The 15921-nt window shown below is 30.1% G+C and carries 16 protein-coding genes and 1 pseudogene; 14 read left to right on the top strand and 3 right to left on the bottom strand.

Going from position 1 to position 15921, the window contains the following annotated elements:
• Positions 1–59 precede the first annotated feature (59 nt).
• Positions 60–737, bottom strand: coding sequence for a tyrosine-type recombinase/integrase (locus tag KQI88_RS11285; RefSeq protein ID WP_216417392.1), 678 nt, complete (start codon positions 735–737; stop codon positions 60–62).
• 74 nt (positions 738–811) lie between these two features.
• A complete protein-coding gene (locus KQI88_RS11280) occupies positions 812–1165 on the bottom strand; it encodes an Arm DNA-binding domain-containing protein (RefSeq protein ID WP_216417391.1) in 354 nt (117 codons plus the stop codon).
• A gap of 80 nt (positions 1166–1245) precedes the next feature.
• Here KQI88_RS11280 and KQI88_RS11275 point away from each other — a divergent pair, with 80 nt between their 5' ends.
• From KQI88_RS11275 to KQI88_RS11240, 8 genes and pseudogenes are all read left to right on the top strand, one after another.
• Positions 1246–1839: a hypothetical protein gene (locus KQI88_RS11275; protein ID WP_216417389.1), complete on the top strand. Its 594-nt coding sequence runs from the start codon at positions 1246–1248 to the stop codon at positions 1837–1839.
• Positions 1840–2001: 162 nt separating this feature from the next.
• A complete protein-coding gene (locus KQI88_RS11270) occupies positions 2002–2505 on the top strand; it encodes a hypothetical protein (protein WP_216417387.1) in 504 nt (167 codons plus the stop codon).
• A gap of 305 nt (positions 2506–2810) precedes the next feature.
• Entirely contained in the window at positions 2811–3308 is a 498-nt protein-coding gene (locus KQI88_RS11265; protein ID WP_216417878.1) for an N-acetylmuramoyl-L-alanine amidase family protein, read from the top strand.
• Positions 3308–3717: pseudogene (locus tag KQI88_RS18695) on the top strand (phage holin family protein). Before KQI88_RS11265 ends, KQI88_RS18695 begins: the two are co-directional and overlap by 1 nt.
• 400 nt (positions 3718–4117) lie before the next feature.
• Positions 4118–4294 (top strand): hypothetical protein, encoded by a 177-nt coding sequence (locus KQI88_RS11255; protein WP_216417385.1) that lies wholly within the window; start codon positions 4118–4120, stop codon positions 4292–4294.
• A gap of 183 nt (positions 4295–4477) precedes the next feature.
• Positions 4478–4648, top strand: coding sequence for a LexA family protein (locus KQI88_RS11250; RefSeq protein WP_246579260.1), 171 nt, complete (start codon positions 4478–4480; stop codon positions 4646–4648).
• A gap of 319 nt (positions 4649–4967) precedes the next feature.
• Positions 4968–7448 (top strand): DUF3656 domain-containing U32 family peptidase, encoded by a 2481-nt coding sequence (locus KQI88_RS11245; protein ID WP_216417383.1) that lies wholly within the window; start codon positions 4968–4970, stop codon positions 7446–7448.
• 211 nt (positions 7449–7659) lie between these two features.
• A complete protein-coding gene (locus tag KQI88_RS11240) occupies positions 7660–8337 on the top strand; it encodes a phosphatase PAP2 family protein (protein WP_216417381.1) in 678 nt (225 codons plus the stop codon).
• Between the two features lie 86 nt (positions 8338–8423).
• On the opposite strand, the gene KQI88_RS11235 is transcribed toward KQI88_RS11240, so the two are convergent.
• Positions 8424–8915 (bottom strand): YajQ family cyclic di-GMP-binding protein, encoded by a 492-nt coding sequence (locus KQI88_RS11235; protein WP_216417379.1) that lies wholly within the window; start codon positions 8913–8915, stop codon positions 8424–8426.
• A gap of 194 nt (positions 8916–9109) precedes the next feature.
• Here KQI88_RS11235 and KQI88_RS11230 point away from each other — a divergent pair, with 194 nt between their 5' ends.
• The 6 genes from KQI88_RS11230 to KQI88_RS11205 all read left to right on the top strand — a co-directional run bounded on the left by KQI88_RS11230 (position 9110) and on the right by KQI88_RS11205 (position 15918).
• Positions 9110–9838, top strand: a complete 729-nt coding sequence (locus tag KQI88_RS11230; protein ID WP_216417377.1) for a GNAT family N-acetyltransferase — start codon at positions 9110–9112, stop codon at positions 9836–9838.
• A gap of 181 nt (positions 9839–10019) precedes the next feature.
• On the top strand, positions 10020–10466 hold the full coding sequence (locus KQI88_RS11225; protein WP_216417375.1) for a MarR family winged helix-turn-helix transcriptional regulator: 447 nt from the start codon (positions 10020–10022) through the stop codon (positions 10464–10466).
• 11 nt (positions 10467–10477) lie between these two features.
• Positions 10478–11860: an MATE family efflux transporter gene (locus KQI88_RS11220; protein ID WP_216417373.1), complete on the top strand. Its 1383-nt coding sequence runs from the start codon at positions 10478–10480 to the stop codon at positions 11858–11860.
• A 251-nt stretch (positions 11861–12111) separates the two neighbouring features.
• Positions 12112–14400: an S-layer homology domain-containing protein gene (locus KQI88_RS11215; RefSeq protein ID WP_216417371.1), complete on the top strand. Its 2289-nt coding sequence runs from the start codon at positions 12112–12114 to the stop codon at positions 14398–14400.
• A gap of 200 nt (positions 14401–14600) precedes the next feature.
• Complete coding sequence (yedE, locus tag KQI88_RS11210) at positions 14601–15713, top strand: YedE family putative selenium transporter (RefSeq protein WP_216417369.1); 1113 nt, start codon at positions 14601–14603, stop codon at positions 15711–15713.
• Positions 15706–15918: a sulfurtransferase TusA family protein gene (locus KQI88_RS11205; RefSeq protein ID WP_216417367.1), complete on the top strand. Its 213-nt coding sequence runs from the start codon at positions 15706–15708 to the stop codon at positions 15916–15918. The genes yedE and KQI88_RS11205 overlap by 8 nt, the downstream gene beginning before the upstream one ends.
• Positions 15919–15921: the final 3 nt, after the last annotated feature.

Below are 15921 nucleotides of genomic sequence, written 5' to 3'. Positions count from 1 at the left end.
TGTAACCTTGTATTTTACTGGGCTTAGCATTAAAACGTCAAAAATTCGTCAAAAATGAATTAAAAAATAAAATTAACTGTATCTGTAGCTCTTTTTATCATGTCCTTAGTTACATGAGAGTAGGTTTTTATAGTCATTTCTACATCATGACCCATGAATTTAGCAACTGTCTTAAAATCTACTCCACTTGCAACTAGCATAGTAGCATAAGTATGTCTTAAATCGTGCAAGGTAACACTCAGTCCTCTTTTATTTAATTTTTTATAGATTCTATAAGAGGCATTTTGTGGACGGTTATCTAAAAATATTCTATTTTTAATATCTGTAGGATTGTTCTTTTTATACTTCAAAAGTGTACTTAACGTGCTTTGAGGTATAGGGACAATCCTATTTGAATTTTTACGTTTTACAGTGCCAAATCCAAATGAACCATTTTTTAATCTTTTCCATTGTTTATTAACATTTAACTCACTGTTCACCTCGTCTATATCTCCCCAAGTTAAACCTATAATCTCCCCAATTCTCAATCCGCAGGTAGCAGCTAATAAGCATATAACATAGTCTTTTTCAGGTTTAATTAAACTTAGCAAATTGTCAAGTTCTGATTTAGTTAATGCTTTCGCCTCTTTAATTTCCTCTAGAAGATCTATATCTTCATCTAAAGGAGTTTTAATTATTATTTTATAAGGTTTTTTAGTAGCTTTATTAAATAACGATTTTATTCGTGAAATGTACAATTAATAGTTTTTATTTTTAAGTTTGGATTCTCTAACATTTCATCTACACACTCCTGTATGTGCAGATACTTTATTTATTCCATTGGAATAAAATTTAATCTATTAAAATGTTCAAATGTTTCTCTGTATGTTTTTATCGTGTTAGCTTCCTTATATTTTACTAGGTCATTCAGGTATCTCTCCTTGAATTCTAAAAAAGTAATTCCTTTGTCGTTTATAGACAAATCTGCTATAAACTCACCTTTCATTTCATCTAATCTTGTATCTGCCGCCTTTTTAGCTAAAGCTTTTGTTCTAAAGCCTTGTTTACTCCTTTGTTTCCATTTTCCATTTTTAACACATATAACACCTAGAAGTATTTTTATGCCCTTCTTTAATCTAGAGAGTGAGGTCATACAATGAGACCAAACAAAATTATAATTTACCATTCAAAAAATTAATGTTCCCATTACTTCTAATATTTGGTATAATTACCATGATAAAATAAATCTAAAATGGAGGAAAGAATATGAAAAAAGTCTTTTTATGTATTTTAATAGTATTGACGTTATTTACAGGGGTTGCTTGTAACAATAATGAACCCACAACAAATCAAGGTAAAAGTGGAGTTCAAGATAGTGAAGAAACCAATAAAGCAGAAGAGGAAAAACCTAAGGAAAAAGAAGAAGATGTTAAGACATTTAAAATTGGTGATACTATAGTTACAGATACAAGTGAAATAACTATAAATAATATTGAATTTTCCTATGATGTGCTACCTGACAATGTTTCTGGAATGTATACTCATTATGCAGCTGAATCTGGTAAAGTTTATATCCATATTGATACTGATGTGAAAAATATTCAAAAACAAAATTTACCGGTCGATAAAATTATGAAAGTTAAGGTAGATTACAATAACGGATATGAGTACAGAGGTGCTCCTGTTCCAGAAGATAAATCACTCGGGTTCACTTACGCAAATATAACAGATATAGATCCTCTTGAAACATTAGGAGTTAGATTTTTGGTGAATTGTCCTCAAGAAGTTGAAGAATCTGAAAATCCTGTAGTATTGTTCTTTGATATTAATGGAGAACAATACCGATATGATATGAGATAAAAATTATTTATAAGGTTAGAAACGTTAGGAGCACCCCTTGAGGGTGCTTTTATTATGCCCTTCTTTAATTCATTTAATAGATTAATTACGATCATATGGTAAATTTTTCTTAAATATTGTATAATGGTGGAAAAGTGAAAAAGCAGAAGGGATAGAATATTTATGAAGTTTGAGTTAATTATCATATTAATTATTTTTGGTTTTGTATTAGCAATGTTGATTTTTGCTATTTCATATCAACAAAAATTGATAAGACGACATAATGCGAAAAAAAGAGAATATAATTCAGAAATGACTTTAAGAGGAACACTTCACAGGCATGGGATGCCAAATATAAATGCATATGCTCCTGTCGATGTTTTTTTAGTTGAAGACAAACTAATACTAGAATGTAAGGAAAGGAAATTTGAATTACTACTTGATAAACTTACATCTGTAAAATTTACAAACAAAACAAATTTACTAACTCAAGCAAGTAATCCAGCTGGAATTGGTAAAAAATACGATAAAGGAAGTTACCTTATAATTAATTACATTAGCCTAGGAGGAAGTAGAACAATCGTATTAGAATTAAAATCACAAGTTATAAAAGCGGTTCAAATTTCAAACTATTTAACTGAAATAATATTAGATAGAAATACAGTAGAAGGAACTATACAACTATAAAAGTTAAAAACCAGTTTTCAAAAAGCTGGTTTTTTTGTGCTTAGAAACAGAAATTTTGAAAGCAGGTGAAGTTATGAAGAGATATATAGTAGTTATTGACCCAGGCCATGACGGAGTGATCCAGGAGCAGTAGGCCCTACTGGATTAAAAGAAAGTCATGTAGCATGGAAAATCGCATGTATGGTGGCAGATATTCTCATGTGATATGGCATAGAGATTATATTTACAAGGGTAGGAGATGAAAGAGTCAGCTTAGATAAAAGAGTTCAGATAGCCAACGAATCTAAAGCTGATTTTTTGTATCTATTCATATTAATAGTGCAAGTAATCCTAAGGCTACAGGTACAGAAACCTTTGCATACAAAGCAGAAGTTGAAGGAGATAGACTAGCACGCTCTATACAAAGCAATCTAGTACAAGCAATAGGATTAGCAGATAGAGGTGTTAAATATGATGGTTTTCAAGTACTTAGAAGTACCATTATGCCAGCTGTACTTGTAGAAGTAGCTTTTATCAATAATCCTGCAGAAGAACAACTACTCAAAAGTGACGAGTTTTTGGAGAAGGCAGCTGTGGGAATTGCAAAAGGAATATTAAATCACATAGACATTGATTATATGCCAAAGGAGGACAAACCTATGGAAACACCACAATGGAAAAAGGAAGGAATAGAATATCTAGCAAAAAATAATTTAATGTCTGATCCTATAGGATGGATTAAAAAAATAGACGAACCTATGCCAGTATGGGCGGTAACAACTTTATTTATGAATATACATAAGGATTTGAAAGGAGATAAATAATGAACTATAAAACAGTTTGGAATAGTTTAGTTGCTTTTTTTGGTACATGGACAACATATCTTCTTGGAGGGTGGGATAGCATATTGAAAATACTAGCTATTTTAATGGCAGTAGACTATATAACAGAATTAATGAAAGGATTTAAAAATAAGAACCTAGCCAGTGATATAGGTTTTAATGGACTAATGAAAAAGGTGCTATATTCTTAGTAATTATTCTGGCCCACCAAATAGATTTAACTCTAGCTGTAGAAAATCCTATCTTTAGAACTATGGCAGTTTTATTCTATACAGCCAATGAGGGCATATCTGTAACAGAAAACATAGCATTATTGGGTGTACCTTTACCTCCTGGTATATTAGATGCATTAAAGAAACTAAAAGATAATAACGAGAAAATGTTAGAGTAGAGCTTAAGTTCTATCCTTTTTTATTTTTATACAGATATATCACAATATATAGTTTGTTTCATAATATATATTGCAACTAAAGATGAAGCCAATTATATTACATCTAACTCAGTTTCAAAAAGGTAGTGAAATATATGTTTTCTTTCATCTTTTTAATTATTATATTATGTTGTGCATATTGACGTGAACGTAGATGCGGATGTGAATTTTGTGATTGTAAAAGATAAAGGAAACATAATTAGGGTAGAGCTTAGGCTTTATCCTTTTTTATTTTCAACATGAAATATAGAACAGTTTATATGAAATTGCATAGTATGTATTACAACTAAGTATAGTCCTAAAAGATAAACTAAGTTGTGTATTTAGCAGTACTTAAAATAAAAAAAGGTAGGTGTAATATATGAGCGATAAACTAGGTTTATTTGGAGGAAGGCAAAGTAGCTTACTTTTCTTCTTCTTGATCTTGGTTATAATTTTCTGTAACTGTGGCATTTTCAGAGATAGTGGAGATAGCTTATTATTCTTCTTCCTATTACTTGTTGTATTATTTGGTGGACGTGGATTCTTTGGATGCTAAAAAGATAAATGAATTAGGGTAGGGCTGAGGCTTTACCCTTTTTTATGTCTATTTTACTCTTTACACCGAACGTACATTCTGATAATATATAATAAAGAACACATGTTTGGAGCGATAAGATGATAAATCAATCATAAAAGCTTTGGATATAGATATAGTAACGAAGGTATAAGGGGAATTATCATGCTAACTGAAAGGCAGATGGAAATTTTAAAAGCAATACATCAATATATACAAGCTAATAGTATAAGCCCAACTGTAAGGAGTATTGCAGATTTAGTTGGGTTAAAATCTAGCAGTACTGTACATGGCCATCTTAGCAATTTAGAGAAGGAAGGTATATTACAAAGATAGATGTTAGTCCAAGATCTATAGCAATAACTGAAAAGGGAATAAGCGTACTAGAAGAATATAAGAAATAGAAAAAAGCAATAATCTAATTAAGACTATCGCTTTTTTATTTGCCGTCAAAAATTCGTCAAAATTTAATTTATGTTTATGTCTATTTGTTTATATCTATAAATTTAATAAAATACTAAAACTGTGCGTTTCTTAATAATTTTTATAGTAAATAGTATGTTTTTATAGATTGTTTAGATATAATAATATTATCACTACTTTTTATCTTTGTATAAAAAGTGGTATAAGAAAAAGATAGAAAGGTTGTTGAAATATGCAACATATTGAATTGTTAGCACCAGCAGGTAGTTTTGAGGCTTTAAAGGCTGCTGTGCAAAATGGTGCTGATGCAGTTTATTTAGGTGGTGTAGATTTTGGAGCTAGAGCTTATGCTTCTAATTTTGATAGAGATACTATGAAGGAAGCTGTAGAATATGCACATATACGTGGTGTGAAAGTATATGTAACTGTAAATACATTAATGAAGGATAGTGAAGTTCAAAGTTTAATGAAGTACATAAAGTTCTTATATGAAATAGATGTAGATGCAGTTCTAGTTCAAGATATAGGAGTTTTTAATTTAATTAAAGAGACATTCCCAGACTTTGAGATCCATGCAAGTACACAAATGACACTACACAACAAACATGGTGTAGAGCTATTAAAAAATATGGGAGTTAATCGAGCAGTTTTAGCAAGGGAGTTAACGGTCGAAGAAATTAAAAGTATTTATAACGAAACTGATATAGAGCTAGAGGTTTTTATACATGGTGCCCTATGTGTTTCTTATTCGGGACAGTGTTTAATGAGTAGCTTTATTGGAGGTAGAAGTGGTAACAGGGGCCGTTGTGCACAACCATGTAGAAGAGAATATAGTTTGCTAAAATTAAATACAGATCAGCTTCTAAAGAGCGATAAAGCATTTCATCTTAGTATGAGAGATTTAAATACTGTAGGAGAAATAGGTAGGTTAATAGATGCTGGTGTAACTTCCTTTAAAATAGAAGGTCGTATGAAAAAACCACAATATGTAGCTTCTATTGTTAGGGGTTATAGGAGAGCTATAGATACTTATTTGGATAATAGAAAAGTTTTACGAGATAAAGCATTGGAAGAAGAAATGGAACAAATGTTTAATCGTAAGTTTACAAAAGGATATTTGTTTAGTAGTCCAAAAGCAGATGTAATTAATATTGAAAAGCCAAATAATCGGGGGCTGTATTTAGGTAGGATAGAGCATTTTGATGTAAGAGAAAACAAATTGAAGATTAAGCTAGAGGTAGATATAGCTCAGGGAGATGGTATAGAAATATGGAACAAATCTTCTGGAGATATAGGTGGTACTATTAGAAATATTTATATTAATAATAAATTAGTTAAAGAGGCTAAAAAAGGTCAAGTAGTTGAAATAGAAATGAAGGGTGATATACAAAAAGGTGATGAAGTATATAAAACCTTAAACATATCTTTAATGGATGAACTTGAAAGAACATATGCACATGATAAAGAACATAAAAAGATATTCATATATGGTGAAGTACAAATAGAAATTGATGAGAAAATTAAACTTCATCTATGGGATGAAGAAGGACATACTGTATATGTTCAAAGTGATGATGTTGTTCAAAGAGCGATGAAAGTTCCTCTTACTGAGGATAAACTTTTAGAACAACTATCTAAATTAGGAAATACTCCTTTTGAGCTGTATAATTTAGATATTAGTTTAGAGGAAAATAGCTCTGTACCTATTTCTGTATTAAATAGTTTAAGAAGAGACGCAGTAGAGAAGCTAGTAGAATTAAGAAAAACTAGACATGCTAGAGAAAAGATAGAAGATTTAAGATTTACAAGAAAACTAGAAGATCTTAAGATATCAAGTGAAAATCGAGATGGGAAAATAACTAAACAACAAAAAATATCTGTAAAATTAGATACATTAGAGCAATTAAAGGTGGCTTTAAATTATTCAATTAATCGTATTTATTATGGAGATATATCTACTTTTAAAGAAGCTATATCATTATGTAAAGATAAAAATATAGAAATTTACTTAAGAACACCGCCTATACTAAGAGATAGTGAATATGAAATCTTAGAAAAGTTAGTAAAAGGATTAAAGTTTGATGGAATTTTAGCTGGTGATTTGGGAATAATTAGGTTTAACAATACTTATTTTAAGCTCCCATTGATAGGGGATTTCTCATTAAACGTAATGAATAGTTACACTATTGATTCCTTCGAAAAGCTTGGATTAAATGGAATTACACTGTCACCAGAGCTAGATTTCAAAACTATTTATAAGTTAAATCTAGATAATGGATTAGAAAAAGAGGCGATTATATACGGAAAGACGACTGTTATGACTATTGAGTATTGTCCTTTAGTTCAGGAAAACCAATGTGATCATAAATGTGGAGAATGTCGTTATCCTAAATATAAGTACAATTTTGGATTAAAAGATGCTAAAAACGTGACATTTCCATTTGGAAAAGATTATTGGGGAAGAAGTACGATTCTTAATTCAAAGCCTTTATTTATGTTAGATAAGCTAAATGACTTTAAAGATATTAATATAGGGTGGTTAAGATTAGAATTTACTGATGAAACTAATAATGAGATAGAAGATATAATAGTAATGACTCTAAACAATATGAATAATATATTAACAGGCAAAAATTTAAAATATAGTGAAGACTATACTAATAAACTAAAAGATGGATTTACTAGGGGACATTATTATAGAGGAGTAGAGTAATAAATTAAATATAAATCAAAAGAGAGTCTATTATATATAAATAGCTCTTTTTTATGAGATTAAGTAAAATTAATAATAAACTTAAGAAAAAATTTATAAATAGTTAAAAACAATTTAAAGTATATACTATATAATTAGTGGTATATAGTGCAAAGTCTAAAAATGATTAGAAATAATTATTTTAGGTATTACTTTAACAGGGAGGTATTATATGATTTTACTTAAAAAACGATGGGATGAGTATAAACATTTCTTATTACTTTCGTTATATGGACTGCTATATATATGGTTTTACTATCTAGAAAAAACTGTTGTTCCAAAGTATGATATGTTTTCACCTATGGATATGAAAATTCCTTTTATAAAAGAATTTGTTATACCATATTTATTCTGGTATATATACATGGCCTTTGGGTTTATTTATTTAGGTATTGTATCAAAAAAGGATTATTATAGGCTGTTTTTATTTATGTTCTTTGGTATGGCTATATGCTATACTATTTATGGGATTTTTCCAAATGGACAAAGTCTACGTCCTGTAATTACTGAAAATGATATTTTCTCAAGAATTATGAAAGGTATTTATGCTGCTGACACACCGACTAATGTGGCACCGAGCATACACGTATTGAATTCTATTGCAATACATGTAGGTTTAATTGGCTACGAACCCTTTAAAAAAAATATAGGATTACGGATAACTTCTTTTTTACTTATGGTTATAATTAGTGCATCTACAGTATTAGTTAAGCAACATTCTATACTAGATGGAATATGGGCTATAGCACTATCTATGGTGCTTTATGTAGCTATTTATTTAGTTCCAGATTTAATAGCAGGAAGACAAAAGGCTGCAAGAAGAGAGGAAAATACATCTATATCTATGTAAAATAAGTTAAATAATAACTCTAGAATTTTAAAACCTCATCGACTTTTTTAAAAGTTGATGAGGTTTCTTTTACTATATATAGTACTCTATCTATAATTTGTAAATTGTAGGTTCATTGGTAGGTCTGCTTCCCTTATTAGTTGTATAGCAGCTTGAAGATCATCACGATTTTTTCCGGATATCCTAACTGCCTCTCCCTGAATAGAAGCTTGTACCTTTATTTTCGAATCCTTTATCAATGTAGTAATTTTCTTAGCCTGTTCCTTATCTATCCCTTGTTGAAGCTTAATAACTTGCTTTGCCCTGCCACCTAATGCATGCTCTACTTTTCCATACTCTAAAGCTTTTAAAGAAATATTTCTTTGTGTTAGTTTGGTTTGCAGAATATCTATTACATTTTTAAGCTTTAAATCATCAGGAGCATTAATTGTTACTTCTGAATCACTTCTGTCTACAGTTGTATTTGTTCCTTTTAAGTCAAAGCGCTGAGAAATCTCCTTCATAGATTGATTAACAGCATTATCTACCTCTTGCAAATCAATTTGTGAAACAATATCAAAAGAGTTATCTTTTGCCATTCTTATCCCTCCATATTACGTAGTTAATTAATATTATATATGTTTTTCTATTAGAAAGTCTAGCCATATTACATGAGAAACATAATATATGATAACTTTATGTAAAAAAAGGTATACATATATAAATATAAATAATTTCTGTAAATATTTTATTGGATAATAATTAACAATAAGGAGGAATAGGAGGCGAAAAAATGAAAGAAGTTATAGAATGCGGAACATTAATAAAAAGGAATGGTGGATATAAAGATACAGTAGCATATAAAATGATATTTTTAGATGAAACATATTTAGAAGAGATTTTAGATCTTCAAGAGAAAGTATTTAAAACCTTGGATAATCCAGAGACATTTGTACCAGACACAAAAGAATTCATGGAAAAATCAATTTTCCCTCCAGATCAAGGGATGGTTATAGGAGTTTTTACTAATGAAGGTTTGATTGCCTATAGAACTATAAATTTTCCAGGTAAAGATGAGAAAAATTTAGGTCGAGAGATTAATTTGATTGGAAATGATTTGGACAAGGTAGCTCATTTAGAGTCTACAGTAGTTCATCCATTTTATAGAGGAAATAGACTTCAGGCTAAAATGCTACCACATTCAATAAAGTTAATTAGAGAGCTAGGATATGAATTTGTTTTAACTACAATATCCCCTTATAACTATCCAAGTCTTAAAAATGTAATGGATCAAGGGCTAACAATTAAAAATTTAAAGATTAGAAATAATGAGTATAAAGGTAAACTTAGATATTTGCTATCAATTGACTTTATAAATACTGATAAAGAGATAACAGATATTATAATAGTAAAAAATACAGATATACTAAAGCAACAACAATTATTAGATGAAGGATATGAGGGATATAAAATAGAGAAACGAGAAGGATACCTGGATGTAATGTATTGCAAATATAAATAATATAAATGCAATTTATTTATTAGCATAATTATAGAATTATATTAAACTGAGAATACTAAATAGTATTACTAATACAAAATTTAGACAAGCAGTTGACAAATACTATAAAAGTAGTTAGAATTCTAATAGTAAGAAATCTAACTACTTTTGTCTATGTTAAATATAAGGAGCGGAATTATGTATGAAGGAAGAAAATCTTAAACAAATCCATAATGGCTTGCTTGAATTTTCAGACCTTTTTCACCAAAAAATAAGTTCAATATTAAATAGCAATATTTCTATTGATTATTGTTGTAATAAAAACCAAAATAAGGCATTGATGATTTTGGGAAGAAAAGGTAAAATAACTCCTACTATGTTAGGGAAATCTTTAGATATGAAAAAAGGAAGTTTAACTACTTTATTAGATTCATTAGAGAATATGAATCTTGTTTTTCGTGAGGCTGATGGAAAGGATAGAAGAAAAACGTGGATTTATTTAACAGAAGAAGGAAAAGGGTATGTAGATTCTCAAATGCTTCAATATGAAAAAATTATTACTCAAGCTTTTGATTCTCTAGGAGATAAAGATGTAGATAATTTTTCAAAGAGTATTAAAACAGTAATAAACATAATGAAAAAATTGTAAGGAGAGATAGTATGGATCGTTCGAAACAACTAGCAGAAGAAAAAATTGGAAAGTTATTATTAACTTTTTCCGTTCCAGCTATAGTTGGAATGTTGGTTAATGCCCTATATAATATAGTGGATAGGATTTTCGTTGGGAGAGGAGTTGGCTCATTAGCCATAGCAGGAATTACAATTGGTTTTCCAATAATGATTATACTAATGGCATTTTCTATGCTTGTTGGGTTAGGTGCAACTTCTTTAATTTCTATTAGATTAGGACAAAATAGGAAGGAAGACGCCGAGAAGATTGTAGGAAATGCTATGACATTATTAGTTGTTATTATGTTAGGGCTAACAGTAGTTGGACTGGTTTTTCTTGAGCCCCTTTTAAGGATTTTTGGTGCCAGTGCAGATGTAATGCCCTATGCTAAGGATTACTTAAGAATTATTTTATTTGGTGCAGTTTTCCAAGGTATTGGTTTTGGTATGAATAACATTATTAGGGCGGAAGGAAACCCTAAAATAGCTATGTTAACTATGTTAATAGGTGCTATACTTAACACAATACTAGACCCAATTTTTATATTTGTATTTAATTGGGGAATACAAGGAGCTGCATTAGCTACTATAATTTCTCAAGCTGCATCTTCTATTTGGGTGCTTAGTCATTTTCTAAGTGGAAGAAGTACTCTAAAGGTATACAAAGAAAACCTACGCCTAAAGATTGATGTAGTATTAAGTATTTTCTCCATAGGCTTTGCGCCTTTTATGATGCAATTAGCTGCCAGTGCAGTAACAGCAGTATTAAATAACCAACTTGCTGTATATGGAGGAGATATTGCAATATCTGCAATGGGAATCGTTAACAGTATAAGCACAATAATATTGATGCCTATATTTGGTATTAATCAGGGTTCTCAGCCTATTATAGGATTTAACTATGGTGCTGGCCAATTTAATAGGGTAAAGCAAACCTTAAGATATGCTATTACAGCAGCTACAGCTTTGGTTGTATTAGGCTTTTTTCTAATAAGACTTTTGCCTGTACAGTTAATTACGCTGTTTGCTCAAGGTGATCAGACTTTAATAGATATTGGTACTAATGGACTTAAAATATTCTTTGCTGTATTGCCAATTATCGGTTTTCAAATTGTGAGTGCTAACTATTTTCAGGCTATAGGAAAGCCAAAACAAGCAGCAATTTTAAGTTTATCTAGACAGGTATTATTCCTTATACCAGCGCTTCTAATTTTACCAAGATATTTTGAGTTAAATGGTGTATGGATGGCAAGTCCAGTTTCGGATATATTATCATCTGTAGTAACAGGGATATGGATATTACTTGAAATTAAAAATTTAGGAACAAATAAGGCTACAGAAAAGAACCCTACAAAACCTTTATATCAAGAATAGATTAATCAAAAAGAAACTTATTTTTAAAATAAAAATGGGTTTCTTTTTTTCAAATCTTAAATTCACAGAATATTCGTTTGGTATATTTTGGGTTTTTTACAGTATTTTTAATTTGTAAATTTTAATTAAGACTATAAAAAAATAAATAAATTAATATTTTTAAAATATTAATAAACAAATGAAACTTTTTTATTTTTTTTACGTCTATAATGTTAAATAGGAATAAATATGAAATAGAGGAGGTTTTTATAATGTTAAGAAAAATAATGGCAGTTATTATTATGTTTACCTTGTTTTTAAGTGTAACAACACCTGTTGGTTATGGCGCAGTGAAATCTTCGATTCTAACTAAAGTGGAAGCAGAAAAGTTAGCTAGGGAAAAATTAGATTTAGGGAAGGATTACAAGCTTCAATATAGCAACCTAAATACTCGAGATATACAGCAAAGACAGTTTTGGAATTTAGGGTTTGAAGGAGATAAAAAGAACGCTTCTATTGTTATGGCCGCTGACTCTGGAGAAATAATTTCTTTTAACCAATGGAATGGTAATAATGAAGGAAAAGCCGTAGACTTACTTCAAGATGAGGCTAAGAAAATTGCTGTAGATTTTATTAAATCCTTGGAAGCAGAAAGGTTTAATGAAACTGAAGAAGTTACTGTTAAGGCTCCTACAGTTATTCCATATGATATAAAGATAAATTATACTGACGATGATAGCTATCACTTCATGTTTGTAAGAGAAATAAATGGGGAGTTTTTTCCAAGTAATTATTTTAGAATTACCGTATCAGGGCTAAATAAAAGTGTAAGTTCATATGAAATGAAATGGGATATTGGAAGTTATGAAGGAAATAAACAACTCTTAAATGAAGAAGAGGCTAGAGATTTCTTTGAAAAAGAAGATCGTCTCCAACTTAAATATGTAAGATTAAATAAATATAATCAAGAAGATAGTAAAAATGTTGTTTTAACTCCAGTATATATTTATACACCAAAAGAAACTGATAAAATAGATGCTATTACTGGGAAATTACTAACATCGGATCAATTATATAATTGGAATTATTATGGCTATCCATTTTATCGAGAAGACTCATCTACTGCAAATGAGATGATGGCTAAAGAGGCATCAGATGGTGGATCTGAAATGATACCGGAGGATGGTGTAATTTCAAAGGAAAAGGCAGAGCAAATAATAATAAATACACTTAAAGAACATGTAGATATAGAAGGAATCAAACTAAATAATACTAGTTACACAAATTATTATGCTGGAATTAAAGGCAAGTTCTGGTCTGTATATTGGAATTCTGATGAGGGAGATAAATATTTAAATTCAGTGGTAAATGCTGAAAATGGTCAGGTATTAGAACTTTTATATAATAAAAATGAAGGATATCAGCCTATAAAAGAAGTAAGAGACTTAAAAACAACTGAAAATATTAAAGAAAATGTTAGAAAGAATGATGATGCTCTAAATATAACAAATGAAAAAATTCAAACAATGTTTCCAAAAACTAAAGGAGCATTAAAATTAGAAATAAAATCAGATAATGTTATAGATAAAGATCAAGTATATGTATCAAGCTCTAGATATATAAATAACATTCCATTCGATGATAATTATGTGCATATGACATATAACGATGAAACCGAGGAAATAAGCAGTTTGAGATATAGATGGTACGATGTAGATGTACAAAAATCTAGTTCAATGTTAACTAAGGAAAATGCTCATAAAATATTCTATGACAATGTAGGACTTGAAAAATATTTAGTACAATTAAAAGACTTAGAGAAACTGGAAAAGGAAGGTTTAGAAATACCTATAAAAGAGTTGCTACCTGTATATGCACTAAAAAGCTTTGGCTTTAATTACATTGATGGGGTAACCGGCAAGTTTCTAAATTATTCAGGAGAAGAATTTAAAGAAGAGCAAAGCAATCAAACTCAGTTTACAGATATAAAAGGATCTCCTTATGAGAAAGACATTTTACTTATGGATAAAATGGGGATATTGAAGGTAACAGAGAAAACTTTTAAGCCAGAGGAAGCTTTACTTCGAAAAGATGCACTTAAATGGATAGTGGAGATAGGTTGGAGCAATAAAGCCTATTATGTAGATAGATATTACAATGGATCCAATGAAAATAAAGGAAAAGATTATTTTAAGGATATTTCAAAGGACAGTCCTTACTATAAATATATTGAAGCTGGAGTAGAGTTTGGTATTATCGATAAGGGTGATTATTTTAAACCAGATGAAAAAATTAGTAAAATTGAATTAGCAAAGTGGATTATAAATGCTATGAAACAAAAAGAATTAGCTAATTACTCTAGTATTTTCCAAGTACCATATAAGGATAAGGAAGCAATAGAGACAGAGGATATAGGTTATGCGGCGTTAGTGAAATACTATAATATATTTGGAGATAAAAATATTGAAGCAGAATTTTCGCCTAACAAAAATCTTAATAGAGGTGAATTTATTCACTTTATGTATCAACTAATAAGAGATTATAAAGATATGAAAAACTAGAATAACACTTAAATATTAATAATATAAATATTAATTTTAGTAGATCAATCCCTTTTGAATATTACTTTCAAGAGGGATTGTTTTATTGTTATAAATAAATTCAATAGAATGATGGAAATAAATAGAAAAATTCAATTGTTAACATTGTTAATTATTTAATAATATATAGGTGAAGCAATAATAGAATAGGAGGGGTAAAATTGAAACAAGGAAAAGCAAAGATTATAGCAGCAGGAGGTATACTAGGTTTATTAGCAGCACTGTTGGTCAAGTTTGGTAATCCTGTTAACATGGGTGTTTGTGTAGCTTGTTTTTATAGGGACATTGCAGGAGCTCTAGGACTTCATGGAGCAGGAAATGTTCAGTACATACGACCGGAAATATCAGGATTTATTTTAGGTTCATTTATTATTGCTAAAACTAAGGGAGAGTTTAGGGCAAGAGGTGGATCATCTCCACTTTTAAGATTTGTATTAGGATTTTTTCTAATGATTGGAGCACTAGTGTTTTTAGGCTGTCCTCTTAGGATGATTTTAAGATTAGCTAACGGAGATTTAAATGCTATTACTGGTTTAGTTGGCTACGTTGTCGGAATTTTTATAGGTATTCAATTTATTAAACGAGGATTTAGTCTAGGAAGAAGTGTAAACCAACCAGAGTCAAGCGGATACATTATGCCTATATTTGCAATAGGTCTATTAGTGCTATTAGCTATACAACCCGCTTTTGTTTTATTTAGTGAGAGTGGACCTGGAGCAGCCAGAGCACCTATTGCTATAGCTTTAGCTGCTGGTTTAATAGTGGGAGTACTTCTACAAAGAACAAGACTTTGTACTGCAGGAGGATTCAGAGATGCTATACTTATTAAAGATTTTTACTTCTTATGGGGATTAATTGGTATTTTTGTATTTGCCCTTATTGGAAATCTAGTTTTAAATCCAGAAAGCTTTAAAATTAGTTTTGTTGAACAGCCAATAGCTCATAATGATTTTCTATGGAACTTCCTAGGTATGGTATTGGCAGGAGTTGCATCTTCATTATTAGGTGGCTGTCCTCTAAGACAAACTATTTTGGCTGGCGAAGGGGATACAGATGCTGCTATTACCATTTTAGGATTAATAGCAGGAGCAGCTTTTGCTCACAATTTTGGATTAGCTGCTAGTCCACAAGGAGTAGGGATAAATAGTAAGGTTGCAGTATTAATTGGTTTTATAGTTATTATGGCTATTGGATACAATGTAGTAAAATATAATGAGAAAGCTAGAAATGATAGAAAAGGTAGAGCAGTAGAAGGAGGGGTAAGCCATGTATAAAGTTGTAGATGCTAGAGGACGATCCTGTCCAGAACCAGTATTGATGACTAAAGAAGCCGTTTCTGAATATGATGGTACACCTATAGAAGTTTTAGTAGATATGATGGTAGCCGTTGAAAACATTAAGCGTTTTAGTAAAAATCAGGGATTCAATGTTGAGTGCTCAGAAGATGCCGATGGATATTCACTGATTATTAAAAAATAGGTG

The organism is Alkaliphilus flagellatus (assembly GCF_018919215.1).
GTDB classification, from domain to species: domain Bacteria; phylum Bacillota; class Clostridia; order Peptostreptococcales; family Natronincolaceae; genus Alkaliphilus_B; species Alkaliphilus_B flagellatus.
Note: the sequence above shows the minus strand (reverse complement) of the source record. Positions and strands in the feature narration are given on the sequence as shown.